We start from the raw sequence: 24,280 nt of genomic DNA on the forward strand, positions 1-24,280 counted from the left end.
CTCCCGTGCCGGATCCCTCGGGACACGCGGACACCGAGCCGTCCGCCGGGCCCACCGAATGGCAGGCCGGTCCGGTCGTCGGGGTGGGGCCGTGGGCCGACACCCACGACGAACCGCCGCCCGACGATCCGCGATACGACACGGAACTGCTCGCCGACGGCGACACCCGCAACGTCGTCGACGCCTACCGGTATTGGACTCGCGAGGCGATCGTCGCCGACATCGACGCGCGCAGGCATCCCCTGCACGTCGCAATCGAGAATTTCGCGCACGACGCCAACATCGGGACGGTGGTGCGCACGGCGAATGCCTTCGCCGCGGCCGCGGTGCACATCGTCGGCCGACGGCGCTGGAATCGCCGGGGCGCCATGGTCACCGACCGCTATCAGCATCTCCACCATCACGAGACCGTCGCCGATCTGATCGCCTGGGCGCGCGCGCACGAGGTGGCCGTGGTTGCCGTGGACAACACCCCGGGCGCACAACCACTGGAGACCGCCGAACTGCCACGCGCGTGCGTGCTGCTCTTCGGTCAGGAAGGCCCCGGGGTCAGTGCGGACGCCCAGGAACAGGCGGACCTGACGGTGTCCATCGCCCAATTCGGTTCGACGCGGAGCATCAACGCGGGCGTCGCCGCGGGGATCGCCATGCACGCCTGGATCCGGCAGCACGCGGATCTCGGCGACGCCTGGTAGCTGGTCTCGATACGGACGCTCGCTGCGCTCGCGGCCTACTCGACCATCGGTTGGGTGGTGGGGCGTCGGTTTGCGTCAGCCGATGATCGAGTGGCTCGACTGTTGGTTTGAGTGGTGGGCGTCAGCCGATGATCGAGTAGCCGCTGAGCGTAGCGAGGCGGCGTATCGAGATCAGGGACGCTCGTTCACCGACGGATCGGTGCTCTCGGTCTCCACGGGCTCCTCGACGACGGGCTTGCGGGACCGCAGGATCCGCTTGGCGATCTCGGTGATGATCGGCAGGACGGAGACGAACACGATGAGCAGGAAGATGTAGTCGACGTTCTCGCGGATGAACTCGATCTGGCCGAGGAAGTAGCCGAGCAGTGTGACGCCCGCGCCCCAGGCGATCGCACCGACGACGTTGTAGGTGAGGAAGACCGGGTACCGCATCTTGGCCGCACCCGCGACCAGCGGCGCGTAGGTGCGCACGATCGGGACGAAGCGGGCAAGGAAGATCGTGATGGGGCCGTGCTTCTCGAAGAACTCGTGCGCTTCGACGATGTAGCGCTCCTTGAGTACCTTGGCGTCCGGTTTGAACAGCGAGTAGCCGAGTTTGGCGCCGATCCAGTAGCCCACCTGATCGCCGAGGAACGCGGCGATCGGGATGGTCACCAGCAGCACCCAGAGCGGTGCGAACGGTTCGATCTCGGTCGACTTGGCGGCGACGATCAGACCGGCGGTGAAGAGCAGGGAATCGCCGGGGAGTAGCGGGAACAGCAGCCCGGATTCGATGAACACCACGAGCAGCAGCCCGGCGAGCATCCAGCCGCCGAAGGAGTTCAGCAGATTGACCGGGTCCAGGAAACCGGGCAGCAGGGCCAGATTGGTCGTCGTCTGGGCGAGCGCAGTGTCGATCACGGGTTCCGAGGATACCCGTCGCCGCCTTAAGCCCCGCTGAGTCCGCCCCAACCGGCAACGGTGAACGCCCAGTTCACCACGGATGGCGCACGCTCCGGGGCGACTTGACATACTGGACGGGAGTGCCCGCTCGGCGTCCGGCCTTCCCCTTTCGGTGGAACCGGGATCGCCGTGAACGTCAACCGGTTGGAGGACCGTCACAATGCCCATCGCCACTCCCGAGCAGTACGCCGAGATGTACCGGAAGGCGAAGGAGGGAGGCTACGCGTACCCGGCGATCAACTGCACCTCCTCGTCGACCATCAACGCGGCCATTAAGGGATTCGCCGACGCCAAGAGTGACGGCATCATCCAGTTCTCCACCGGCGGAGCCGAGTTCGGCTCGGGCCAGGGCGTCAAGGACATGGTGACCGGCGCGGTAGCGCTCGCCGAGTTCGCCCACGTGGTCGCCGCGAAGTACGACGTGACCATCGCGTTGCACACCGACCACTGCCCCAAGGACAAGCTCGACACCTACGTCCGGCCGCTGATCGCGATCTCGCAGGAGCGCGTCGACGCGGGCCAGAATCCGCTGTTCCAGTCGCATATGTGGGACGGCAGCGCCGTGCCCCTGGACGAGAACCTGGAGATCGCCAAGGACCTGCTGGAAAAGGCGGGCGCCGCGAAGATCATCCTCGAGGTCGAGATCGGCGTCGTCGGCGGCGAGGAGGACGGCGTCGAGAACGAAATCAACGACAAGCTGTTCACCACCCCCGAGGACTTCGAGAAGACCGTCGAGGCACTCGGCGCCAGCGATTCGGGCAATCACTATCTGCTCGCCGCGACCTTCGGCAACGTCCACGGTGTCTACAAGCCGGGCAACGTGAAGCTGCGTCCCGACGTGCTCAGGACCGGCCAGGAGGTCGCGTCCAAGAAGCTCGGCCTCGGTGAGGGCGCCAAGCCCTTCGACTTCGTCTTCCACGGCGGTTCCGGCTCGCTGAAGAGCGAGATCGACGAGTCGCTGAGCTACGGCGTCGTCAAGATGAACGTCGACACCGACACCCAGTACGCCTACACCCGTCCGGTCGCGGGCCACATGTTCACCCAGTACGACGGTGTGCTGAAGGTCGACGGCGACGTGGGCAACAAGAAGGCCTACGACCCGCGCGCCTGGACCAAGCTGGCCGAGGCGTCGATGGCCGAGCGTGTCGTCGAGGCCTGCAACGACCTCAAGTCGGCGGGCAAGTCGATCAGCGCCTGACCGCACTACCGTTCTGTGGCCTCTCACCCGCACGGGTGAGAGGCCACAGTCGTCTACGGGAGCGCTCCGATCACATGGTGGCGAGACCGACGACGACACCGGCGGCCAGCAGGATCATCATGATCGCCGCGAGCACGACGGTCGGGTCGATCCGGCGTGCTCGCGGTGGCCTCGACGGCCGTGCCCGATCGGAGCCGCGATGTGTCCAGCCGTCTCGCGCGGGATCGTCGCGGTTGCGTGCGTCGGTGCCCGGATAGGCTGGGGCCGAGGCGTTTCCGGGCGGCAGACTGCTCGTCCGGATCGGATACGTCGGCGGTTCGAAGTAGCGGGGCGGCCGCGTCACTGCGGGGTGCAGACCTTCCAGTCGTCGTTCGACTTCTGCAGATTGATCGTCACGACCTGCGGTTCCTGAGGCTTACCGCTGTGCACGGCGGACACCTCGACGACCGCCTGATTGCCGTCGTCGGTGATCTTCACGGCCTGCACATCGGTGACCCGCACCAGTTGATCGCGGGCACGCTGGCCGTCGTAGATCTTCTGGAAATCCGCATCGCTGATCGACTGATAGAACTGGTTGCGCTCTCCGCAGGTGATGGAGCGCAGCGTGTTCAGGTCACCCTCGTACAGCGCGGTGGAGAAACGCTGCGCGGCATCCGCGGCCTCGTCGGCCGGGGCAGGCGGCCGCAGATTCAGGAATGCGAAGACGGCACCGATCACGACCAGAACGGCGACGACCGCTGCTGCGGCGAGGACCAGGCCGCGCTTGCCGCCGCGTCCGCTGTCCGTCGACGTGGTCGCGGTGGACTTGGTGGTCTTGTCGTCCCGGCCCGGAATCACCTGCGGCTCATGGGCGGTGGTGCTCCAGCCGGACTTGCCCGGCGTGGCCGTGGTGGCGGCACCGGCTGCCGCGGCGGCGGCCGGGCGGGAGTCGGTCTTCGCGGCCGTCTTCTCCGGTTCGGTGGTCGCCGAATCGCTCTTCTGTGAGTCCGTCTTCTGCGGCTCGGACTTCGGCCGCGCGGCACGTGCTGCGGCTGCCGCAGCGGCGCCCGCCGCAGCTGCCGCACCGACCGCACCCGCGGTCTTGCCCGCCGTCGGAGCCGCGAACTTGGTGGTCGCTTCGGAATCGGTATCCGCTGCCGCGGCGGGGGTTTCGGATTCGGGATCGATGTCGTCGAGGTCGTCGAGGTCCGCGTCGTCGGGCAGCTTGTCGCGCTTGATGACAGTGGTCTTCGAGTCGCCCGGACCGATTCCCTTGGGTCGCTTCTGTGCCGCGACGGGCTTCGCCGTTTGCTCCTCGGCGTCCGCTTCGGTGACGTCCGCCGCCGCATCCTCGGTGCCGATCGCGTCGAGATCCTCGAGGTCGGCCGGATCGGGCAGATTGTCGCGGCTGATGACCTTGGTCGCGGAATCGATGCCGCGACCACCCTTGGCCTTCGGCCGTTCGACCGGCTTCTCGGCGGCCGCGTCATCAATCTCGTCCGGGGCGTCCTCGGTCACGGATTCGGTGGTTTCCGTCACCTGCACGTCGGAGTCCGGTCCGGCGGTGTCGGCATCTTCCTCGGTGACGACATCGGCCGTCGTGGTCTCTGCGGCATCCGAATCGGGGTCCTCGGCGGCCTCGGACTGCTCGCCGTCCGTCGCGGGGTCGGCGGCCGTAGTCTCGTCAGTTGCCGCCTCGTCAGCTGCCGTCTCGTCGTCCGCGAGGTCGTCGGTGGCCGGCTGGTCGTCGGTGGCGACGGTCTCGGTCGTGGATTCGACGGTCGACGTCGCGACGACGTCCGGGGTCTCGTCACCGGATACCGCGCCGGTGGACGTCGCGGTCGCCTCGACCGGCGTCTCGTCGGCGGCGGCGTCCGTCGCGGAGTCGCTCGCAGCGGAGTCGTCAGCGGCGGATTCCTCAGCGGCGGATTCCTCAGCGGCGGATTCCTCAGCGGCGGTGTCGTCGGTCCCGGAGTCGTTCGTCCCGGTCTCTTCGGCGGAGGGTTCGCTTGAGGCGGTGTCCTCGGCGACGGTCTCCTCGACTACTGTCTCTCCGGGCTCGTCGGCCGGGGTCGCGTCGCCGTCCACGGTGCTCGTGTCCCCGGTTGCCTCGTCAGCAGTCTCGTCGGACGATCCGGCGTCCGGTTCCGCGGAGTCGGTGGTGGTCGTGCTGTCGGTCGCGTCCTTGTCGGACGACTCGGTGGTGTCGGTTGCGGCGCTCGCCGACGTGGTCGGCTGTGCGTCGTCCGAGCCGGAGTTCCCGGCCGAGGTGGCCCCTGTTGTCACCGCTGCGTCGTCGCCCTTCGTGCTGTCTGCCGAGGACCCGGACGCCTCGGTCGGAGTGTTCTGCGAGGTACCGGGACGATTCTGCGGCTCGTGCGCCTCGCCACGCTTGCGCCAGGCCGAAAGCGCCCGGCCCACCAGTGACTCGTTGTCACCCTGCGCTGGAGGCATGTCCCACCGGCCCTCTCCGAAGAAGATTCACACATTCATCAATGCTCGGCGTCGTCACGGTACCGGGTTGGTGCCCCCTGGCCGGTGCATCGAGGCCGATCGCGGGGTTCAGCCTATCGAACAGTGCAGCATCGGGGCGATGTGGTGGGCTCCGGTGTAGTCCGACCATGGGAGCGTCGGCGGTGCCCGGCCCGGCCATGAGCCGTCGGCATGTGTCCCGCAGTGGTGCTTCAATGGACTGGTGACTTCGTTCGGAGATCTACTCGGACCTCAGCCGACCCTGCTCACCGGAGACGACGACGCCGAATCGGAGCTGCTCAACGGCGCCGATCCGGCGGCGACGGCGGCGCAGCATCCCACCGCGTCGATCGCGTGGGCCTACCTGGCCGAGGCTGCGCTCGACGCCGCCGACGGCGAGGGCGACGCTCCCGGTGTCGGCAAGGTGATCGAGGCATATGCCTATGCACGGACCGGCTACCACCGTGGCCTCGACCAATTGCGTCGGCACGGATGGAAGGGCTTCGGTCCGGTCCCGTGGAGCCACGAACCCAATCAGGGTTTCCTGCGCTGCGTCGGTGCGCTGGCGCGTGCCGCCCAGGCGGTCGGTGAGGAAGACGAATACCTGCGCTGCCTCGATCTCCTCAACGACAGCGACCCCAACGCGGCCGCACAACTCGGGTTGGCCTGACCGAACCCGTGATCGACACGCTGCGGGCACGGTTCCGGCAGCTGCCGCGCCCGCTCCAGCGCCGGATCCGACGGCTGTGGCTCTCGCTGCTGCCGATCACCCAGTGCGCGGTCGCGGCGGGCGCCGCCTGGTGGATCGCGGTGCATGTCATCGGACACGAGCGGCCGTTCTTCGCGCCCATCGCCGCCGTGGTCTCGCTGGGCCTGTCGCTCGGCAAACGCTGGCGCCGATCGGTGGAACTCGTCGCCGGCGTGGCCATCGGCATCCTGATCGGCGACCTGTTCATCGCCTGGGTGGGTTCGGGCGCATGGCAGATCGTGGTGGTCGTCATCCTCGCGATGACCGTCGCGGTGTTTCTCGACGACGGTCCGCTGGTGCCGATGCAGGCGGCGTCGTCGGCGGTCCTCGTCGCGACGCTGTTGCCGCCGAGTGACTGGGGTGGCGTGGAGCGTGCCGTCGACGCGCTGATCGGTGGTGCGGTCGGCATCGTCGTGGTCGCCCTGATGCCGGCGAATCCGGCGGCGCGTGCCCGGCGCGATGCCGCCGGGGTACTGGCCACCATGCGCGACGCCGCGCGCACCCTGGCCGCGGGACTCCGGACGATGAACTACGAGGAGGTTTCCGCAGCCCTCGAATCCGCGCGCGGAACACAGGAAGCCATCAATCTGATGCGCTCGGACATGCGTGGCGGCCGGGAGATCAGCACCATCTCGCCGCTGCACTGGAATTCGCGGGAACGGCTTCAACGCATCTCGGCGACGGCCGACCCGATCGACAACGCGGTCCGCAACTTCCGCATCATCGCGCGTCGCGCCCGGGCGATGACCCAGCGCGACGAACCGCTGAATCCCGAACTCATCGACATCATCGCCGAGATCGGCGACGCGTTCGAGGTGCTCCGGGAGATGATGATCGCGCGGCCGGGGGATCCGCCCGACCAGGCCGATGCCGCCCGCGTCATCCGCAGCGTGGCGCGCAAGGCGAAACCGGAACTCGTGGCCAACAGCACGCTCTCGGAAACCGCGGTGCTCGCCGAGTTGCGGTCGCTCATCATCGACCTGCTGATGATCACCGGATTGCGCCGGTCGTCGGCGGTGGCAACCCTGCGCTGACCGGCACGTCGCCCGAACGTGTGAGGTAGGTCCGCGGCCCCTTGTAACCCATGCGAAGTTGTGCATATATTGACCTCAATGGGTACTTCACACGGACACTCGCATACGCGCGGCGTCGCCGCCGGCGCGTCCGGCAACCGCCGGATCTGGCCGATGGCCGTCGCCGTGGGCGTCATCGGCGCCTACTTCTTCGTCGAGCTCTTCACGGGCATCCTCGTCAACTCGCTGGCCCTCATCGCCGATGCCGGACACATGCTCACCGACGTTCTCGCCCTCACCATGGGTCTGAGCGCGCTGCTCCTCGCCCGGCACGGCCGCATCACCGACAACCGCAGCTTCGGCTGGCACCGTGCCGAGGTGTTCACCGCGGTCGCCAACGCCATGCTGCTGATGGGTGTCGCGGTCTTCGTGCTGTACGAGGCGATCAATCGCATCGGCAGCGACCCCGAGGTTCCGGGAGCCACGCTCATCATCGTCGCGCTGATCGGCCTGCTGGTGAACGTCGTCGTCATGCTCCTCCTGCGGTCGGACGCCTCCGAATCGATCGCGGTCCGTGGTGCCTACATGGAGGTGCTCGCCGACGCGATCGGCAGCGTGGGTGTGCTGGTCGCCGGCATCGTCGCCCTGACGACCGGATGGGGATACGCCGACCTGGTCGTCGCGGTGCTCATCGCGCTCTGGGTGGTGCCGCGTGCCGTGCGTCTCGCCCTGGACGCTCTGCGCATCCTCAATCAGCAGGCACCCGCCCACATCGACATCGACGCCCTGCGCTCCGAACTCGCCGCCATCCCCACCGTTCACGATGTCCACGACCTGCACGTGTGGACGCTGACGACCGGCATGGATGTGGCGACCGTGCATCTCGGCAGCACCGGCACCAACGAGGTGGTGCTCGCCGAAGCGCAGCGGGTCCTGACGGTGCACGGGCTCGAACACGCCACCGTGCAGGTGGACCCGAAAAACGCCGGGTGTTGTCAGGACGGATTGACCTGGTAGTCCGGTTCACCCACAAATTCTTTACCGCTCAGGTCCTCGGACTGGATAATCCGGTCGGTGGTGCTCTCCGGGGACTTTTGTGTGGGCCATCGCCCGGAAATCGAGTGGCGGACCGTCGCGGCGAACGTCACGCTGGGAGTCATGACCGAGGATCAGCTGTCCACCCTGACCCGTAAACCCGACCGCGGCGGCGACCGTGCACTCCTCGACGACGTCCTCGACGCCGCGCAGGTCGGGGTCCTGTCCACCGTCACCGACGATGGGTTGCCCTGGTCGATTCCGATGATCGTTGCGCGCGACGGCGACCGGCTGCTGGTGCACGGATCGTCGGGGGCAGGTGCGCTGCGCCACGTGGCGGCTGGCAGTCCGGTCACGTTCACCGTGTTCGTCGTCGACGGGCTGGTCGTCGCCGACACCCTGTTCGACCATTCGCTGAACTATCGGTCGGTGGTGATCCGCGGGATTCTCGCGCCGCTGTCCGACGATCGGTCCGCGGGGCGTGCGCTGAGCATCCTGTCCGATGCACTCCTGCCCGGACGCAGTGCGGAGGTCCGTGATCATCTCCGAAAAGAGTTGGCCGCCACCGTCGTTCTGGAACTGCCGATCGTCGACGGTCAATGGCTCGCGAAGACCCGCACCGGTGGTCCCGGCCCCGGCGGCGACGGGTGGACGGGCCACATCCCGATGCGGACCGTCTACGACGAGCCGATCACCGAGAATCCGGGTGACCTCCCGGAGTCGGTACGACGCCTCGTTGAATGATGCGGACGACTGTTCTCCTGGTTGGCCAGGACTCCTCGTATAGCGTCCCGCCGCCACGACCGGATTCAACGATCTCAAGTTTCTGTTGAAATGCCGTTAGTTCGCACGGTTTGTTCGCTAAGGTAACCGGGATTGAGCGGAGTGCGACAAACGCATGGCTCGTGAGGTCATGAAAGCAGGCCATGAAACTACCGCTCTTCTCAGTTCGAGGCGCGCTTGCCATCGCCACGTTGATGGCGCTTGTGCTTGGCACTCTCACTGCATGCTCGTCTACAGGCGAGGAGCAGATTGAAGTTCCCAATGTCCTTGGTGTGCAGCTTGATAACGCTCACAACATGCTGAAGGACGCAGGGTTGAAAGAGTTCGACGACAAGGACGAGAAGCAAGGGCGCGAACCATTCCTGGACGCTAACTGGGTTGTGCTGTCGCAGCGTCCGGCCGCCGGCACTCGCGTCGACGGCAGCACGAAAATCGTTCTCTCCATTGCCAAACGCGACGATCCCGGCGTCATCGACAAGCTCCCTGTCGGGTCGCCCGTCTACAACGAACTTACTGAGTCGCAACGATCTACCCGCGACGACCAGGCGAGGGAGGCCAAGGCCAAGACTAAGCAGGACAAAGAGAAAGCAGAGCAGGACAAGAAGGATGTCGAAGCCTTCGTGGATATGTTCGACCCGATGGCTCGAGGTTTTCAGGGAGCTATCGCAGGACTTGCAGACGTCCGACAAGGAGTTGCGGACGCAGGATTTGTGAGCGACGAGGAGTATACGACGCTTCGAGGACTCGTTACTTCGATGGACCAATACTGGGACAGCTTGGAAAACGCACCGGAAGTCGTTAACAACGATGCTGATGTCATGCAAGAGGCTGTGCGTAAGTTCCAGACGGCCGTGAAGACCCTCATGGCGGCGAGTGGTCAGGCTGCTCCGGGCGCGCTGCGCCGATTCGATCAGGTCTTTGCCGCCGCACAACAGAGGTACAACCTCGGCCTCGTTGGGCTCTACAAGATGACCGCGGTGGAGCCGCCGAAGGTGTAGTTCAGCCCGCGCTCAATGGTCCGGAGAGTTCGTCGGCGATCAGGGTGAGGCGATCGGCGGCGACGCCATGGGGGACCGCATCATTCGTGCAGGGCACGATCACCTCGAGGTAGCACTTCAGCTTCGGTTCGGTGCCGGACGGCCGGATGACGACGCGGTCGTCGTCGGCGGTGCCGAACAGCAGGCCGTCGGTGGGCGGAAGATCGGCACTGCCGGTGGCGAGGTCGCGCACCTCGACGACCGGTGAGCCGGCGAAGGTCTGCGGTGGCGACGCGCGGAGTCGCGCCATGATGTCGGCGATCCGATCGAGGTCGTCGACGCGGATGCTGCGCTGGGAGGTGGCGTGCAGGCCGTGGCGGCGGGCCAGCCGATCGAGTTCGTCGAGAAGTGTGTGCCCTTGTGCGGCAAGGTCTTCGACGAGGGTGACTATCCGGACCGCGGCCGTTATGCCATCCTTGTCCCGCACGGACTCGGGATCGCTGCAATAGCCGATGGCCTCCTCGTAGCCGAAGCGCAGATCGGGGGTGCGGGCGATCCATTTGAAACCCGTCAGTGTTGTCGCACTGCGCAATCCGTGGTCCGCTGCGATCCGGGCGAGCATCCGGCTCGACACGATGGAACAGGCCAGGGTGCCACCGGATCGTGACTCGTCCGCGGCCGCCTGCTCACCGAGCAACCAGCCGACCTGATCGCCGGTCAACTGCTGCCACGCCCCCTCGCCGTTCGGCACGGCCACCGAACACCGGTCCGCGTCGGGATCGAGCGCGATCAGCACGTCGGCGTCGACGGACCGCGCCAGCGCGACGGCGAGGTCGATGGCGCCAGGCTCCTCCGGATTGGGGAACCGCACCGTCGGGAAGTCGGGATCGGGGACGAACTGTTCGGGGACCACGTGGACGTCGTCGATGCCCGCGGCCGCGAAGACCCGCAGCATCGCCTCCCCACCGACCCCGTGCAGCGTCGTCAATGCCACACGCACCGGTGAGCGCGCACTCCGTGCACGCAGCGATGCGGCCCGTACGACGTAGGCGTCGACGATGGAGTCATCGACCGGATGCACGTGAGTATGGTTGCGCGGCACCAGGTCCGCGGCCGGTGCCGCGGCGATACGTTCGGCGATGCCGACGTCGGCGGGGGAGATGATCTGTACGCCGCGGCCTGCTTCGTCGGTCGATCGTCCGCCCAGGTACACCTTGTAGCCGTTGTCGGCGGGCGGGTTGTGCGAGGCGGTGATCATCACCCCGGCATCGGCGCCCGGGTAGCGTACGGCGAAGGCGGTCACCGGGGTCGGTAACTGCGGAGGCAGTACCCGGGCGGTCAGTCCGGCGCCCGAGATCACCTGTGCCGCAGCCTCAGCGAACGCCGATGATCCGTGGCGTGCATCGTGTCCGACGATCACCGTCGCATCCGGGCCGACGGTGTCGAGCAGGTAGCGTGCCAGCCCGGCGGTCGCACGGGTCACCACCGCGACGTTCATCCGTGTCTCGCCGGCACCGACCGCACCTCGGAGGCCCGCGGTGCCGAAGATCAGCGGTCCGTCGAATCGGGACGCGAGATCGTCTCGTGCGGAGTCGTTTCCGGATTCGACAGCGGAGATCAGGGCGTGCAGTTCGTCGCGTGTCGTCGGATCCGGGTCGTGTGCCAGCCACTCGCGGGCGCGTGCCAGAACGTCGCTCATCGCCAGAACACGAACAGATCCCAGCCGAAGGCGGCCCAGAAACTCGGCACCCCGGACAGCTCGAACAGCCAATAGATCAGATCGAAGAACGCGCGGTTGAGGAACGGAATGAACAGCAGCGCGAACACGATCAGAAAGCCGTACGGCGCGATCTTCGCGGCCGATGCCCGCGTCGCATCCGACAGATAGGGCTCGACGGCGCCGTACCCGTCGAAGCCGGGCATCGGAATGAGATTCAGCACTGCCGCGGTGATCTGCAACAGCGCCAGCATGGAGAGTGCCGACCACAGGTTGAAGCCCGTATCGGCGAACACCGTGCCGTCGGCGAGGACGAAGCCGACGCCGGTGCCGGACGTCCCGATCCGGACGGCCACCAGCAACAGCACGGCGCACACGGCGTTGGCCGCCGGACCGGCCAGCGACACCAGAGTCCGCTGCGCGCGGGTGAAGCCGTGCTGGTTGACGTAGACCGCGCCGCCGGGAAAACCGATGCCGCCCAACAGGATGATGAGCAGGGGCAGGCCCAGCGACAATCCGGGATGCGTGTACTTCAGCGGGTTGAGAGTGAGGTAGCCGCGCAGTTCTGCGTTGTGGTCGCCGAAGCGGAAAGCGGTGACGGCGTGGGCGAACTCGTGCAGGCACAGTGAGATCACCCAGCCGGCGAGCACGAGAAGCAGTGTGCCGACCACGGATTGGACGTTCTTACCCGGCTCCGACGTCCACACCAGCCAGCCGCCTGCCACGGCCGCGACGACCAGCCCGAGGAAGACCGGCCCGGGCCGTACGGCCCGGGCGATGTCACCGAAGGACGGCGTCGGGCGCGCCCGGCCCGCGGTCATGCGCGCACCAGCAGGAGGTCGACGTGATGCGGGTAGTAGGTGGAGCGTTTCACGACGCGCGGGTTCAGCACGCCTTCGCGTTCGACGACGATGTTGGTGCCACCGGTTTGTACGGCGCGTCCGGCGATCCATTTGCCGGGCAGCAGCGGCCGTTCCACCCGGGCGCGGACGCCCGCCGTGCCATCGGGGAGCGGTTCGATGAGAATCCCGCGGGTCTCGCCCTCGAAGAGGCGCGTGTTGTCGACGTAGGTCTCGCCGTGCAGTTTCTCCCCGTCGGCGCCGAGGTGACGGGCGCGTCCCACCAGGACAGTCGCCGCGTCGTCGCGGATCAGCGGAACCGGAGTGGCCGTCCCGTGCTCGGCGAGTTCACGGGCGGCCGTGCCATGGGGCAGGCCGAACCGATCCGTGCCGGTTGTCGCGCCCGCGGCGACGAGGGCGACCTCGACATCCAGACGTTCCGTCACCATCAGGGCCGCCAGTATCTGTGCGACGTACAAGTCGGAGTCGTCCTCGACCGTCGGCGCGACGCGCCGGGTCACCCGGGGCTCGACGATCAGCCTGGTGACATCGGGATCGGCGAGCGCGGCGGCGACAGCGGCCTTCGCCGCCTGCTTGTCGTCGGACGGCGCGTCCTGGGTGATGAGGGCGAACGACACATCGAACAGGTTATCCAGTTCGGCATCTCGGACACGTCGGCTCACGGTTGTCGTGCCCGACACAGTAGAGTTGGCCTGTTGTTCAGCGTGCCAAGCTAAGGAGAGTGTCCGCCCATGGCCGCGATCGTGCTTATCGGCGCCCAATGGGGCGACGAGGGCAAAGGCAAGGCAACCGACCTGCTCGGCGGGAAGTTGCAGTGGGTCGTCCGCTATCAGGGCGGCAACAACGCGGGTCACACCGTGGTGCTGCCCAGCGGCGAGACATTCGCCCTGCACCTCATCCCCTCCGGCATCCTGACGCCGGGCGTCAAGAACGTCATCGGCAACGGGGTCGTCGTGGATCCGGGGGTGCTGCTCACCGAACTCGGCGGTCTCGAGGACCGTGACGTCGACACCTCGGGCCTGCTCATCTCCGCCGACGCACACCTGCTGATGCCGTATCACGTCGCGATCGACAAGGTCACCGAGCGATTCCTCGGCAACAAGAAGATCGGCACCACCGGACGCGGCATCGGCCCCTGCTATCAGGACAAGATCGCCCGCGTCGGGGTCCGTGCCGCCGATGTGCTCGACGAGAAGATCCTCACGCAGAAGGTCGAGGCGGCCCTCGAGCTGAAGAACCAGATCCTGGTCAAGATCTACAACCGTAAGGCTCTCGATCCGGCGCAGGTCGTCGACGAGGTGCTGACCCAGGCGGAGGGCTTCAAACACCGCATCGCCGACACCCGGCTGCTGCTCAATCAGGCGCTCGAGCGGGACGAGACGATCCTGCTCGAAGGCTCGCAGGGCACGCTCCTCGACGTGGACCACGGCACCTACCCGTACGTGACGTCGTCGAATCCGACGGCCGGCGGCGCGGCGGTCGGCGCGGGCATCGGCCCGAACAAGATCACCACCGTTCTCGGCATCCTGAAGGCCTACACCACGCGTGTCGGGTCCGGTCCGTTCCCGACCGAGCTCTTCGACGAGTGGGGCGAGTACCTGGCGAAGACCGGCGGCGAGGTCGGCGTGACCACAGGCCGTGCCCGTCGCTGCGGCTGGTTCGACGCCGTCATCGCGCGGTACGCGACCCGCGTCAACGGCATCACCGACTACTTCCTCACCAAGCTGGACGTGCTGTCGAGCCTCGACACCGTCCCGATCTGCGTGGCCTACGAGATCGACGGCGAGCGCCACGACGACATGCCGATGACGCAGACCGGCTTCCATCACGCGAAGCCCATCTACGAGGAGATGCCGGGCTGGTGGGAGGACATCTCCGAGTGCAGGCGTTTCGAAGATCTGCCGAAGAACGCGCAGGACTACATCCTGCGGCTCGAGGAACTCTCCGGCGCGCACATCTCGTGCATCGGCGTCGGCCCGGGCCGCGATCAGACGATCGTGCGCCGCGAGATCGTCTGACAACACCCTTATCCAGAACATGCCTGATCAGCTGATTCGGCGTGAGAAGCTGAACGCCATGCGGATGAGGCGGGGCAGTCGCGACTATGGATCGATCCTGTTGGGGTCGGTCGACGACAGCAATGTCGTCCAGCGTGTCCGGATCCAGACGCTCCTGACCGCGTCCAACGTGACCGCCAATCTGGTGGGCGCGGTCCTGGCGGTGACCCTGGCGTCGGTCGGCATCCCGGAACCGTCGGTGTTCAAGAGCGAACTGTGGTGGGTCAACTTCATCGCCGTGCCGGTCTACATCGCGGTGGCCTTCGTGATCGGGATCGGCTGGGGGACGGTCGTGATCGTCCGTGACCTGCAATGGGCGATCCGGGATCGGGAGCCCGACGAGCGGGACGCGCGCCGGACGCTCCGGGTGCCGTGGCGGCTGGCGACGATGCAGGGCCTGCTCTGGGGCGGCGCCACGGTCATGTTCACCCTGATGTACGGCATCGTGAGCTACCAACTGATCCCCAAGGTGGCGTTCGTGGTCGCGCTCAGCGGGGTCGTCGTGGTCGCGATCTCGTACCTGCTCACCGATTTCACCCTGCGTCCGGTGGCGGCGGAACTGATCAGCGCGGGTTATCGCCGACGCAAACGCAGCGGCATCCGGTCGCGGGCCGTCGTGTCGTGGATGATCGGCTCGGCCATTCCGGTCATCGGCATCATGCTGGTCGTCGGCTTCGGGGTGGGCCGCGACCAGACCAGCAAACTCGACCTGTTCGTGGGCGTGACCGTGCTCGGGCTGATCGCGCTCTTCACCGGCCTGCTGCTCACCATGCTGTCCAGCCTCAGCATCACCGGGCCCATCCGCAGTGTGCGCCAGGGCATGAACCGGGTGAGCGCCGGGGAACTCGACGACGCGGACCTCGTGGTCTACGACGGTTCCGAACTCGGCGACCTCCAGGTCGGCTTCAATTCGATGGTCGGCGGCCTCCGCGAACGCGAGCACGTCCGGGACCTGTTCGGCCGCCATGTCGGCCGCGACGTCGCCGACGCCGCCCTGACCTCCGACCCGGAACTCGGCGGCACCGAACGACAGGTCGCCACCGTCTTCGTCGACGTCATCGGCTCGACAACCCTTGCCGCACAACGCAGCCCGACCGAGGTGGTGGAGATCCTCAACCGGTTCTTCGCGGTGATCGTGCGGGCCGTGGAGGAACGCGACGGCCTGGTCAACAAATTCGAGGGCGACGCGGTGCTCGCGATCTTCGGTGCACCCATGGATCTCGACGATCCGGCGGGCGCGGCGCTGGGCGCGGCGCGGGCCATCGCCGAACGGCTGGCCGTGGAGGTGCCGGATCTGTCCGCGGGCATCGGCGTCGGCTACGGACCCGTCGTGGCCGGAAACGTCGGCGCCATCGAGAGATTCGAGTACACGGTGATCGGTGACCCGGTCAACGAGAGCGCCCGGCTGTCGGAGCTGGCCAAGCGTGATCCCTCCCGTCCGCTGGCGGCCGGCCGGGCCGTCGAGGCCGCAGGAGCCGAGGCGGGTCACTGGGAGCAGCAGGAGACGATCACGCTGCGTGGGCGCACCGCTCCCACCGTGATCTTCGCGGCCCGAAGTGCCGCTCCCGCAGCGGAGTCCACGCCAATCGACGAGTAGTCGACAAGCGCGCCACCTGTTGATCGAGTAGCCGGCGAGCGTGCCCATCCCGTTGATCGCGTAGCCGGCGAGCGCGCACCTCCCGATGATCGAGTTGCCGGCGAGCGCAGCGAGTCGGCGTATCGAGATCACCGGTGATCTCGATACGGCCTCGGCTGGCGCCTCGTCCTACTCGATCGGCGAACATGGCTGGCGCCTGGTTCTCTCGATCGGCGAAGGTCGGCTCAGTCGCGTTCGCGATCCATCTGACCTTCGGCGAAGTCCAGGCTGCGCAGGGCGGTGCGCAACACCTCGTCGTCGATGCGGCCGGCATCGCGTTCCTCGATGAACACCGCCCGCTGCACGGCCAGGATCTCCGAACGCATCCGGTTGCCCGCCGCGGTGGGACTCTCGCCGATGTCCTCGGCGCCGCGTCCCAGTTCCTCCCAGGCCTCGTTCCGCAGGGTGTTCACCCACTTGCGCAACAACATCGCCTGATGGCGTCGTGCCTTGTCGTCCTCGGGGATCTCCGCGAGCAGTTCGTCGAGACGCTGTTCGGCGGCCCGCGAGGCACGATCCTGCGCCCCGGCGAAGGCCAGCCGGTCGCCGGCCGCGTCGTCGGCGGACACCCCGAGCCGGCGGATCACCCAGGGCAGCGTCGTGCCCTGCAGCAGCAGTGTGCCGACGACCACCACGAAGGTCAGGAACAGGATTTCCGCGCGGGCGGGGAACGGTTCACCGTCGTCGGTGGTCAGCGGGATGGCGAAGGCCGCGGCGAGCGACACGACGCCGCGCATCCCCGCCCAGCCGAGAACGAACACGGCCCGTGGATCGGGGCGCGGTTCCCGCCGCCGCACCCGCGGCAGCAGACGGAACAGGTAGGTCGCCGGATAGATCCACACGAAGCGGACGAGGATCACCGCCACCAGGACGGCCACCGCGTCGATGGTCACCCGCACCCAGGACTCGCCTGCCAGTCCGTCGACGAGGAACGGCAGCTGCAGCCCGATCAGCAGGAACACGAAGGATTCCAGGATGACGTCGATGGATCGGCGGACGGCGTCGTCCTGCAGTCGGGTGGCATATCCGTCGCGGACCGATCGCTGTCCCAGGAACAGGCCGGCGACCACGACGGCGATCACGCCGGATGCGTGGACCTCCTCGGCGATGTAATAGGTGGCGAAGGAGACGAGCAGCCCGATCGCGGTCTCCATCGGCGGATCGGTGAGCCAGATGCGCAACAGATAGACGGCGTAGCCGATGATCATGCCCACCGCGACACCGCCGACGGCCGCGATCGCGAAGGTCGACAGACCGCCCCAGACGGTGGCCGTCGCACCCACAGCGGCGGCCAGTGCCACCCGGTAGGCGGTGAGGGCGGTGGCGTCGTTGAGAAGACTCTCCCCGCCGAGCAGCGTCATGATGCGACGCGGCAGACCCACCCGGCGACCGATCGCCTGCGCCGACACCGCGTCCGGCGGCGCGACGATCGCACCGAGCACCAGCGCGGCGGCCAACGGCAGATGTGGGAAGACCCAGTACGCGACCAGGCCGACGACCACCGTCGAGAACAGGGGCAGTCCGACCGCCAGGAGTCCGATCGCACGGATGTTGGTCCGGATGTCCTGATACGAACTGTCCTGCGCGGCGGAGTAGAGCAGCGGCGGGAGGATCAGGAACAGCACCAGTTCGGGTTCGAGATGCACGTCGGGTGCGCCGGGGAGGAAACTCACGGCCAGACCGACGACGACCAGGACCAGTGGCGACGACAATCCGAATCGGCGGCAGAACGCGGAGATCACCAGCCGACCACGACCACGAGTAACAGGGATGCGCTCACCGGTAGAAACTAACCGCTCAACGCATCTCATTCGATTCGGACAACACCGGCAAATCGCCTGATTGTGCCGCGGTCGGTGTGCCCGGGTGGCGGCGTCCGCGATAATGGAACGATGCGACTGTTCCAGCGTTCGAAGAACGAGGGTGCGGGCGCGGGGGAGAAGGCGACGTCGGGCGGACCCTGTCCGGAGCTGGCGACCATCGGAGTGGACGTAACCGCCGACCCCGAACCCGCCGGCCCCCTCACCGCCTGCCAGGACTGCACCGCCCTCGGCGAACATCACTGGGCGCATCTGCGGATGTGCCTCACCTGTGGCCACGTCGCGTGCTGCGACTCCAGTCCGCGCCGCCACGCCGCCGCCCACTTCGAGGAGAGCGGGCATCCGGTGATGCGTTCAGCCGAGCCGGGAGAGGTGTGGCGATGGTGCTATCTGCACGAGGTGACGGGCTGAACTCCACTCACACGTAGGATCGTGAACATGACGTCTGACAGTCAGAACGGCCCGGAAGCGCCGGTACCGCCAGGTTGGGAGCCTGTGGCGGCCGATCCGGTGTCCTCCGATTCCGTGCGGCCCGAGCCCGAGAGCCCGGCCGACCCGATCTCGACGGACGGTCCCACGGACCCGGTTCCGGTGCCTGCCACCGGTCCCCGCGTCGGTCCGCCCGCGGCCATCGGCACCCCACTGACGCCAGGAGCCACGAGGGTGCTGCTGCTCGGTTCCGGGGAGCTCGGCAAAGAGGTCGCCATCGCGTTCCAGCGGCTCGGTGTCGAGGTGATCGCGGTGGATCGTTACGCCGACGCCCCCGCCCAGCAGGTCGCCCACCACGCCGAGGTCATCGACATGACCGATCCGGCGGCGGTGCTCGCGGTCATCGAGAAGCACCGTCCGCACTACGTCGTGCCGGAGATCGAGGCCATCGCCACCGACGCACTCGTCGAAGTCGAGAAGCGCGGACTGGCCGAGGTCGTGCCGACCGCGATGGCCGTGGTCGCGACGATGAATCGCGAGGGCATCCGTCGACTTGCCGACGAGGAACTCGGTCTGCCGACGTCGCCGTATCTGTTCGCGTCCTCGCCCGACGAGCTGGCGATGGCGGCCGACGAGATCGGTTTCCCCTGCGTGGTCAAGCCGGTGATGTCGTCGTCGGGCAAGGGGCAGACGGTGGTGAACGGTCCCGACGAGCTCGCGGCCGCCTGGGAGGCCGCGAACACCGGCGGCCGGGTCCGGAACAATCGGGTCATCGTCGAGGGATTCGTCGAATTCGACTACGAGATAACACTTCTCACGGTGCGCGCTATCGATCCCGCGACCGGTCGCCTCACCTCCCATTTCTGTGCGCCGATCGGCCACCAGCAGGTGTCCGGTGACTACGTGGAGAGCTGGCAGCCCCATGAGATGAGTGCCGACGCGCTGGGTGCGGCGACGTCCATCGCGGCCCGTATCGCCACCGCCATGGGCGACGGGAAGCTCAGTGGCCGAGGTGTTTTCGGTGTCGAGCTCTTCGTCAAGGGCGACGACGTGTACTTCTCCGAGGTCTCGCCGCGCCCGCACGACACCGGTCTGGTCACCCTTGCCACCCAACGGTTGTCGGAGTTCGAGATGCACGCCCGTGCCATTCTCGGGCTGCCGGTGGACGTCACGCTCGCGTCGCCGGGTGCTTCCGCGGTGATCTACGGTCAGCTCGACGAACCGGCCATCGCCTTCGAGGATGTGGCCAGGGCTCTCGCCGTGCCCGAGACCGACATCCGGCTCTTCGGCAAACCGGTGAGCTATCACCGTCGACGGATGGGTGTGGTGACCGCGACCGCCGACGATGTCGCCACCGCACGTAAGCGCGCCGTGCGCGGTGCCTCGCTGGTGAATCCGGTGCCCGGACGTCCCTTCGAGGTGAAGGCGCCGGTGCCGCAGGGGGATTCGATGGTGGTCCCATCGGGTCCGGCTCCCGCGCCGCCCCCGCCGACACCCATGCAGAAGCCGCCGCCCCCGCCGCGGCCGCAGAAACCGGGCCCCGTCGACGGTCCCGCAGGCAATCAGCGTCCGGTTCCGCCGCGCGGGCCGGTGCCGCCCCGTGGACCGATACCACCGCGCGGACCGCTGCCGCCCCGTCAGCAGCCCAATGGACGTCCCGGTGTGCCGCCGCGCACCGGCACACCTGTCGACTGAGTCGGGTAGGTCCGGATGTCCTTCGGCGGCGAGGTGCTCGTCGGTGCCGCGATACTGGTCGGTCTGCTCGGAATCGTCGTCCCGGTGCTGCCGGGCGGGATCATCGTCGCCGTCGCGATCGGCGTGTGGGCCGCGGTCGTCGGCGGCTGGGCCTGGGCGGTGTTCGGCGTCGCGGCCGCGATCATCCTGCTCGGCGAGGTCATCAAGTATCTGGTGGCCGGTCGATCGCTGAAATCGGCGGGCATCCCGAACGTCACCATCGTGGTCGGCGGTGTGCTCGGCATCATCGGGTTCTTCGTGGTTCCGGTGATCGGCCTGTTCCTCGGCTTCGTGCTCGGCGCGTACCTCGCCGAACTGACCCGCACCCGTACCGCCGGAACCGCTTGGCGCGGAGCGAAATCGGCGTGCAAGGCAGCGATCATCACCATCGGGATCGAGTTGTTCGCGGCTCTGGTCGCGACCGGGATCTGGCTGATCGGCGCATTCGTCTACTGAGCGGCTCCCGCTCATCGGTTCCCGTTCACGCTTATCGGATCCAATAAGCGTGAACGGATCTCATGAGCGGGAGAGCATGCGGTCGGGCGTGTGCGCACCGAGCGGGATGATCAGCGGCCCCCCGAGTACCGGATCCTCGATGACGTGGGCACGCAGTCCGAAGGCGTCATCGAGCAATTCCGCGGTGATGACCTCGTCCGGGCGACCCTGCGCGACGATTCCGCCGTCGCGCATCACGACCAGCGAATCACTGTAGCGTGCAGCGAGATTGAGGTCGTGGAGCACCATCATGACGGTCTTGCCGTGGTCGGCGCGGAGAGTGCGGACCAGGTCGAGCACCTCCACCGCATGCGCGAGATCGAGGTAGGTGGTCGGCTCGTCGAGCAGGAGCAGATCGGTTTCCTGTGCGAGGGTGAGCGCGATCCAGACGCGCTGCCGCTGTCCGCCGGAGAGAGCGGCGACCGGACGATCGGCGAGATCGGTGGTCCCGGTCCGTTCCAGTGCCCACGCGACCGCGGCCTCGTCGGCGGCCGACGCCTGCTGATACCACCGCTGATGCGGATGTCGTCCGCGCGCAACGAGATCCGCGACCAGCAGACCGTCGGGTGCGATAGGGTTCTGCGGTAGGAGTCCCAGTGTGCGGGCGACGGTCCGGGGCGGCGTCCGATGGATGTCGCGACCGTCGAGGTGGACCGAGCCGGTGCGCGGCGGGAGGAGCCGGGCGAGTGCGCGCAGCAGCGTCGACTTGCCGCATCCGTTGGGGCCGATGATGGTGGTGACCTGTCCGTCCGGAACGGCGATGTCGAGATCGGAGATGATCAGCCGGTCGTCGTAGCCGACGCTCAGACCGTCGGCCTGCAGTCGAGTCCTGGTCATACACTGGCCTTTCGGGACATCGTGATCATCAGATACACGAGGAATGGGCCGCCGATCGCCGCGGTCACCACACCCACCGGCAGTGCGCCGGGCAGGACGGTGCGGCACAGCAGGTCGCCGCCGAGGACGAGGACCGCGCCGAGTACCCCGGAGGTCAGCGGAGTCGGCGCCGGTGATCCGGCGAGGCGCACCGCGATCTGCGGAGCCAGTAGGGCGACGAAGGCGATGGGCCCGGCGGCCGACACACACAGTGCGGCGACGGCGACGGCGGTGAGGAGCAGAATCGACGTCACGCGACCGGTGCGGACACCGAGGCCGCTGGCGATGTCGGCGCCGAGGTCGAGGATACGAACCGACTGGGACAATGCCGTGACGACGACGATTCCGAGGCCGACGGCGATCAGCGCGGGCCAGACATCGGACCATCCGGAATCGGCGACCGAGCCGACGATCCAGGTTTGTGCCCGGCCCGCGTCGTTGATGCTGGCGCGGGTGAGCAGCCAGCTGGTTAGTGCCTGCAGCACCCAGGTCATGCCGACGCCGATGATGACCAGCCGGAACGGGTCGACCGAGGCATTGGCCGCACGGCCCGGCCAGGCCAGCAGGTACATCGCGAAGGCGGTGCCGAAGCCGCCGACGAGCGCGGCCAGTGGGACGCCGAGTCCGGCCAACCACGCACCCCAGCCCGTGGAGAAGGCGATGGCGCCGACCGCTGCCGCACCGGCGCCCGCGGTGATGCCGAGGATGTCCGGGGTGGCCAGTGGATTGCGGGCGATGAGTTGGGTGAGCGCCCCCGACAATCCGAGTCCGAAGCCGACGAGGAGGGACACCAGCGCGCGGGGCAACGTGCTCTCGAGGACCACGACGTTCTCCACGTGCGTGCCGCCACCGAGGAGGGTGCGTGCGACATCGATCGGGGTCATCGGGTAATCGCTGACGCCGACGCTGAGCAGAAAGAGCAGCACGGCGAGCGCGATCAAGACACCGGCGACCATCAGTGCGCGGGGCCGCATCACCCAGGAGGCCGCACCGATTCGCATGACCGGGGACGTGCGCACGGTGGGCCGGTCGTCGATCGCCGTCATACCGATGCCAACTTCGGACGGCGGACGAGGGCGATCAGGAAGGGCGCACCGACGAACGCGAGGATCAGGCCGACCTGGAGTTCACCCGGACGGGCGACGACCCGGCCGAGGACGTCGCACACCAGCATGAGGGCCGCGCCGAGCAGTGCCGAGAACGGGACGATCCAGCGGTAGTCGAGGCCGGTGATCGCTCGTGCCATGTGTGGCACGACCAGGCCCAGGAACACGATGGGGCCGCATGCGGCGGTGGCGGCGCCGACGAGCAGGGTGATGGCGACGATCCCGACGACCCGCAACACGGCCACCCGGGAGCCGAGTGCCTTGGTCATGTCGTCGCCCAGGCTCAGGACGTTCAGGAAGAAACCGCTGGCGACCGCGAGGATCAGACCGATCACGACGAACGGCAGGCTTGCCCAGAACACGTCGATGTCGCGGCCCGCCGTCGAGCCGACATTCCAGAATCGCCAGGCGTCGAGGGTGGTCGCGTCGGTGAGGACGATCGCGGAGGTGATGGCGAGCAGCAGCGCGGACAACCCGGTACCCGCCAGCACGAGTGTCAGTGGGCTTGCCCCCGACAGCGCGGACAGCCCGAAGACCGCCGAGGCCGCGATCATCGCACCCACCATGCCGCAGACCATGTAGGCGAGTGGGCTGTCGATGCCGAGGAGATAGACGCCGATGACGACGGCGCACGCGGCGCCGGCGTTCACACCGAGAATGCCCGGATCGGCGAGCGGGTTACGGGTGTGGCCCTGGGTGACGGCGCCGGCCGCACCGATCGCGAGTCCGACGATCAGACCGAGCAGGGTCCGCGGAATCCGGAGGTCGTCGATCACTCCGACGGTTTCGGCGGTGGCCGCCGACATCGGTGCGCCGCGGTCGAGCCAGAGCGCCTGCCAGACGTCGCCGAGCGGGATGATGCGAGATCCGATCGCGATCGACGCGACGAGAGCGACGACGATAACCCCGATGAGCAGGAGAAACCCGTAGACCCGACGCACAAAGGTAAACCTTACCAAAGCTGGGATGCCGGTCGGATGGTGCGCATTCCTAATATCACGATTGCATTGACGATCGCACGCATCTCCGGTCCGAGATGCGTGCGAGCGGTAACGATTTAGATGGCAGGGTCGATGGCCGGATCTCCGGGATCGCCATCCGCGGCCGGCATCCGGCGGGCCGTACACCGCACCCCCGGCCGCCGATGGAAGGAGACGAACGATGAGGGCAGCACTCAGGCGAGTGTTCGTCGCGGCCCTGGCCGCAATCGGCGTCGCGGCGGGTTCGATGACCGCGGTGACACCGGCGGAGGCGGCCCGCCCGGCCGATCTGCAGATCACCGGCGGGGTCGGATGCGATTTCGACCTCGGCCACTGGGGGCAGCCGTGGCTCGAGTCGTGGTCCGTGCACCGCTGGCTGAGCGTCCGCAACGTGGGCGGATCGACTGCGCACAACGTGCGATTGCAGGAGATCAACGGTCGGTCGGTGTACATCCGGGAACTGCGGCCGGGGCAATCGATGTCGCGGTGGGACTCCCGGTACCACCGGTGGATTCATCCCATCGAGACGCGGGCCCGCGGCTGCTATCCGGTCGCCATCGCCGGCTTCACCATCAGCGCCGAACGCGAGAATCTCCTCAACAACGCGGGTTTCTGGCACAGCCTCCGCCGCGAGAACAATCCGGCGCCACGTCCCCGACGGTGACGAACCGGTGGTCATTTCATTCGGAAGCCTGAGAAAGTTGTGTGTGACGGGTAACAATCTCCAG

At 67.6% G+C, this 24,280-nt stretch carries 22 protein-coding genes and 1 pseudogene; 13 read left to right on the forward strand and 10 right to left on the reverse strand.

What is annotated here, in order from left to right; genetic code table 11:
- Positions 1-5 precede the first annotated feature (5 nt).
- The gene (locus AC4JJG_RS10350) at positions 6-695 is read left to right on the forward strand and encodes a TrmH family RNA methyltransferase (protein ID WP_495401091.1); all 690 of its coding nucleotides are present in this window, start codon (positions 6-8) and stop codon (positions 693-695) included.
- A 171-nt stretch (positions 696-866) separates the two neighbouring features.
- On the opposite strand, the gene AC4JJG_RS10355 is transcribed toward AC4JJG_RS10350, so the two are convergent.
- Complete coding sequence (locus AC4JJG_RS10355) at positions 867-1,595, reverse strand: DedA family protein (RefSeq protein ID WP_495401092.1); 729 nt, start codon at positions 1,593-1,595, stop codon at positions 867-869.
- A gap of 202 nt (positions 1,596-1,797) precedes the next feature.
- On the opposite strand from AC4JJG_RS10355, the gene fbaA reads away from it, so the two are divergent.
- Positions 1,798-2,835: a class II fructose-bisphosphate aldolase gene (fbaA, locus tag AC4JJG_RS10360; RefSeq protein WP_495401093.1), complete on the forward strand. Its 1,038-nt coding sequence runs from the start codon at positions 1,798-1,800 to the stop codon at positions 2,833-2,835.
- A gap of 70 nt (positions 2,836-2,905) precedes the next feature.
- Here the strand turns inward: fbaA and AC4JJG_RS10365 are convergent, their stop codons facing one another.
- Together AC4JJG_RS10365 and AC4JJG_RS10370 are read right to left on the reverse strand one after the other, a co-directional pair.
- Complete coding sequence (locus AC4JJG_RS10365) at positions 2,906-3,178, reverse strand: hypothetical protein (RefSeq protein WP_495401094.1); 273 nt, start codon at positions 3,176-3,178, stop codon at positions 2,906-2,908.
- Positions 3,175-5,268, reverse strand: coding sequence for an Rv0361 family membrane protein (locus AC4JJG_RS10370; RefSeq protein ID WP_495401095.1), 2,094 nt, complete (start codon positions 5,266-5,268; stop codon positions 3,175-3,177). The genes AC4JJG_RS10365 and AC4JJG_RS10370 overlap by 4 nt, the downstream gene beginning before the upstream one ends.
- Positions 5,269-5,509: 241 nt before the next feature.
- Between AC4JJG_RS10370 and AC4JJG_RS10375 the strand changes: the two genes are divergently transcribed.
- The 5 genes from AC4JJG_RS10375 (at position 5,510) to AC4JJG_RS10395 (ending at position 9,863) form a co-directional block, all read left to right on the forward strand.
- Positions 5,510-5,956, forward strand: coding sequence for a DUF3151 domain-containing protein (locus AC4JJG_RS10375; protein ID WP_495401096.1), 447 nt, complete (start codon positions 5,510-5,512; stop codon positions 5,954-5,956).
- A gap of 8 nt (positions 5,957-5,964) precedes the next feature.
- Positions 5,965-7,068 carry an FUSC family protein gene (locus tag AC4JJG_RS10380; RefSeq protein WP_495401097.1) on the forward strand — a complete coding sequence of 368 codons (1,104 nt, stop codon included), beginning with the start codon at positions 5,965-5,967 and terminating at the stop codon, positions 7,066-7,068.
- Between the two features lie 78 nt (positions 7,069-7,146).
- Positions 7,147-8,064: a cation diffusion facilitator family transporter gene (locus AC4JJG_RS10385; protein ID WP_495401098.1), complete on the forward strand. Its 918-nt coding sequence runs from the start codon at positions 7,147-7,149 to the stop codon at positions 8,062-8,064.
- 141 nt (positions 8,065-8,205) lie between these two features.
- Positions 8,206-8,826, forward strand: coding sequence for a pyridoxamine 5'-phosphate oxidase family protein (locus tag AC4JJG_RS10390; RefSeq protein ID WP_495401099.1), 621 nt, complete (start codon positions 8,206-8,208; stop codon positions 8,824-8,826).
- Positions 8,827-9,008: 182 nt separating this feature from the next.
- Entirely contained in the window at positions 9,009-9,863 is an 855-nt protein-coding gene (locus AC4JJG_RS10395; protein WP_495401100.1) for a PASTA domain-containing protein, read from the forward strand.
- Position 9,864: 1 nt separating this feature from the next.
- On the opposite strand, the gene AC4JJG_RS10400 is transcribed toward AC4JJG_RS10395, so the two are convergent.
- Genes AC4JJG_RS10400 through AC4JJG_RS10410 form a run of 3 tightly spaced genes read right to left on the reverse strand, consistent with a single transcriptional unit; the run spans position 9,865 to position 13,036 of the window.
- Positions 9,865-11,541 carry a phospho-sugar mutase gene (locus AC4JJG_RS10400; protein WP_495401101.1) on the reverse strand — a complete coding sequence of 559 codons (1,677 nt, stop codon included), beginning with the start codon at positions 11,539-11,541 and terminating at the stop codon, positions 9,865-9,867.
- On the reverse strand, positions 11,538-12,380 hold the full coding sequence (locus AC4JJG_RS10405) for a site-2 protease family protein (RefSeq protein WP_495401102.1): 843 nt from the start codon (positions 12,378-12,380) through the stop codon (positions 11,538-11,540). The genes AC4JJG_RS10400 and AC4JJG_RS10405 overlap by 4 nt, the downstream gene beginning before the upstream one ends.
- Positions 12,377-13,036, reverse strand: coding sequence for a hypothetical protein (locus AC4JJG_RS10410; RefSeq protein WP_495401103.1), 660 nt, complete (start codon positions 13,034-13,036; stop codon positions 12,377-12,379). Before AC4JJG_RS10410 ends, AC4JJG_RS10405 begins: the two co-directional genes overlap by 4 nt.
- 114 nt (positions 13,037-13,150) lie before the next feature.
- Here AC4JJG_RS10410 and AC4JJG_RS10415 point away from each other — a divergent pair, with 114 nt between their 5' ends.
- Together AC4JJG_RS10415 and AC4JJG_RS10420 are read left to right on the forward strand one after the other, a co-directional pair.
- On the forward strand, positions 13,151-14,437 hold the full coding sequence (locus tag AC4JJG_RS10415; RefSeq protein ID WP_495401104.1) for an adenylosuccinate synthase: 1,287 nt from the start codon (positions 13,151-13,153) through the stop codon (positions 14,435-14,437).
- Between the two features lie 58 nt (positions 14,438-14,495).
- Positions 14,496-16,073, forward strand: a complete 1,578-nt coding sequence (locus AC4JJG_RS10420) for an adenylate/guanylate cyclase domain-containing protein (RefSeq protein ID WP_495401379.1) — start codon at positions 14,496-14,498, stop codon at positions 16,071-16,073.
- A gap of 224 nt (positions 16,074-16,297) precedes the next feature.
- Here AC4JJG_RS10420 and AC4JJG_RS10425 read toward each other — a convergent pair.
- Positions 16,298-17,892, reverse strand: a pseudogene (locus AC4JJG_RS10425) (Na+/H+ antiporter).
- A gap of 112 nt (positions 17,893-18,004) precedes the next feature.
- Here AC4JJG_RS10425 and AC4JJG_RS10430 point away from each other — a divergent pair.
- The 3 genes from AC4JJG_RS10430 to AC4JJG_RS10440 are packed head-to-tail and all read left to right on the forward strand — an operon-like array spanning position 18,005 to position 20,551.
- The gene (locus AC4JJG_RS10430; RefSeq protein ID WP_495401105.1) at positions 18,005-18,343 is read left to right on the forward strand and encodes a UBP-type zinc finger domain-containing protein; all 339 of its coding nucleotides are present in this window, start codon (positions 18,005-18,007) and stop codon (positions 18,341-18,343) included.
- Between the two features lie 27 nt (positions 18,344-18,370).
- Positions 18,371-20,056: a formate-dependent phosphoribosylglycinamide formyltransferase gene (purT, locus tag AC4JJG_RS10435; RefSeq protein ID WP_495401106.1), complete on the forward strand. Its 1,686-nt coding sequence runs from the start codon at positions 18,371-18,373 to the stop codon at positions 20,054-20,056.
- A 15-nt stretch (positions 20,057-20,071) separates the two neighbouring features.
- Positions 20,072-20,551, forward strand: a complete 480-nt coding sequence (locus tag AC4JJG_RS10440; protein ID WP_495401107.1) for a DUF456 domain-containing protein — start codon at positions 20,072-20,074, stop codon at positions 20,549-20,551.
- Between the two features lie 60 nt (positions 20,552-20,611).
- On the opposite strand, the gene AC4JJG_RS10445 is transcribed toward AC4JJG_RS10440, so the two are convergent.
- The 3 genes from AC4JJG_RS10445 to AC4JJG_RS10455 are packed head-to-tail and all read right to left on the reverse strand — an operon-like array spanning position 20,612 to position 23,513.
- Complete coding sequence (locus AC4JJG_RS10445; RefSeq protein ID WP_495401108.1) at positions 20,612-21,427, reverse strand: ABC transporter ATP-binding protein; 816 nt, start codon at positions 21,425-21,427, stop codon at positions 20,612-20,614.
- Positions 21,424-22,467: a FecCD family ABC transporter permease gene (locus tag AC4JJG_RS10450; RefSeq protein ID WP_495401380.1), complete on the reverse strand. Its 1,044-nt coding sequence runs from the start codon at positions 22,465-22,467 to the stop codon at positions 21,424-21,426. Before AC4JJG_RS10450 ends, AC4JJG_RS10445 begins: the two co-directional genes overlap by 4 nt.
- Positions 22,468-22,508: 41 nt before the next feature.
- Entirely contained in the window at positions 22,509-23,513 is a 1,005-nt protein-coding gene (locus tag AC4JJG_RS10455; RefSeq protein WP_495401109.1) for a FecCD family ABC transporter permease, read from the reverse strand.
- Positions 23,514-23,733: 220 nt separating this feature from the next.
- On the opposite strand from AC4JJG_RS10455, the gene AC4JJG_RS10460 reads away from it, so the two are divergent.
- On the forward strand, positions 23,734-24,216 hold the full coding sequence (locus AC4JJG_RS10460; protein WP_495401110.1) for a hypothetical protein: 483 nt from the start codon (positions 23,734-23,736) through the stop codon (positions 24,214-24,216).
- The last annotated feature ends 64 nt before the right edge of the window (positions 24,217-24,280 follow it).

The sequence above is a fragment of the Gordonia sp. B8661-1 genome (assembly GCF_059427765.1).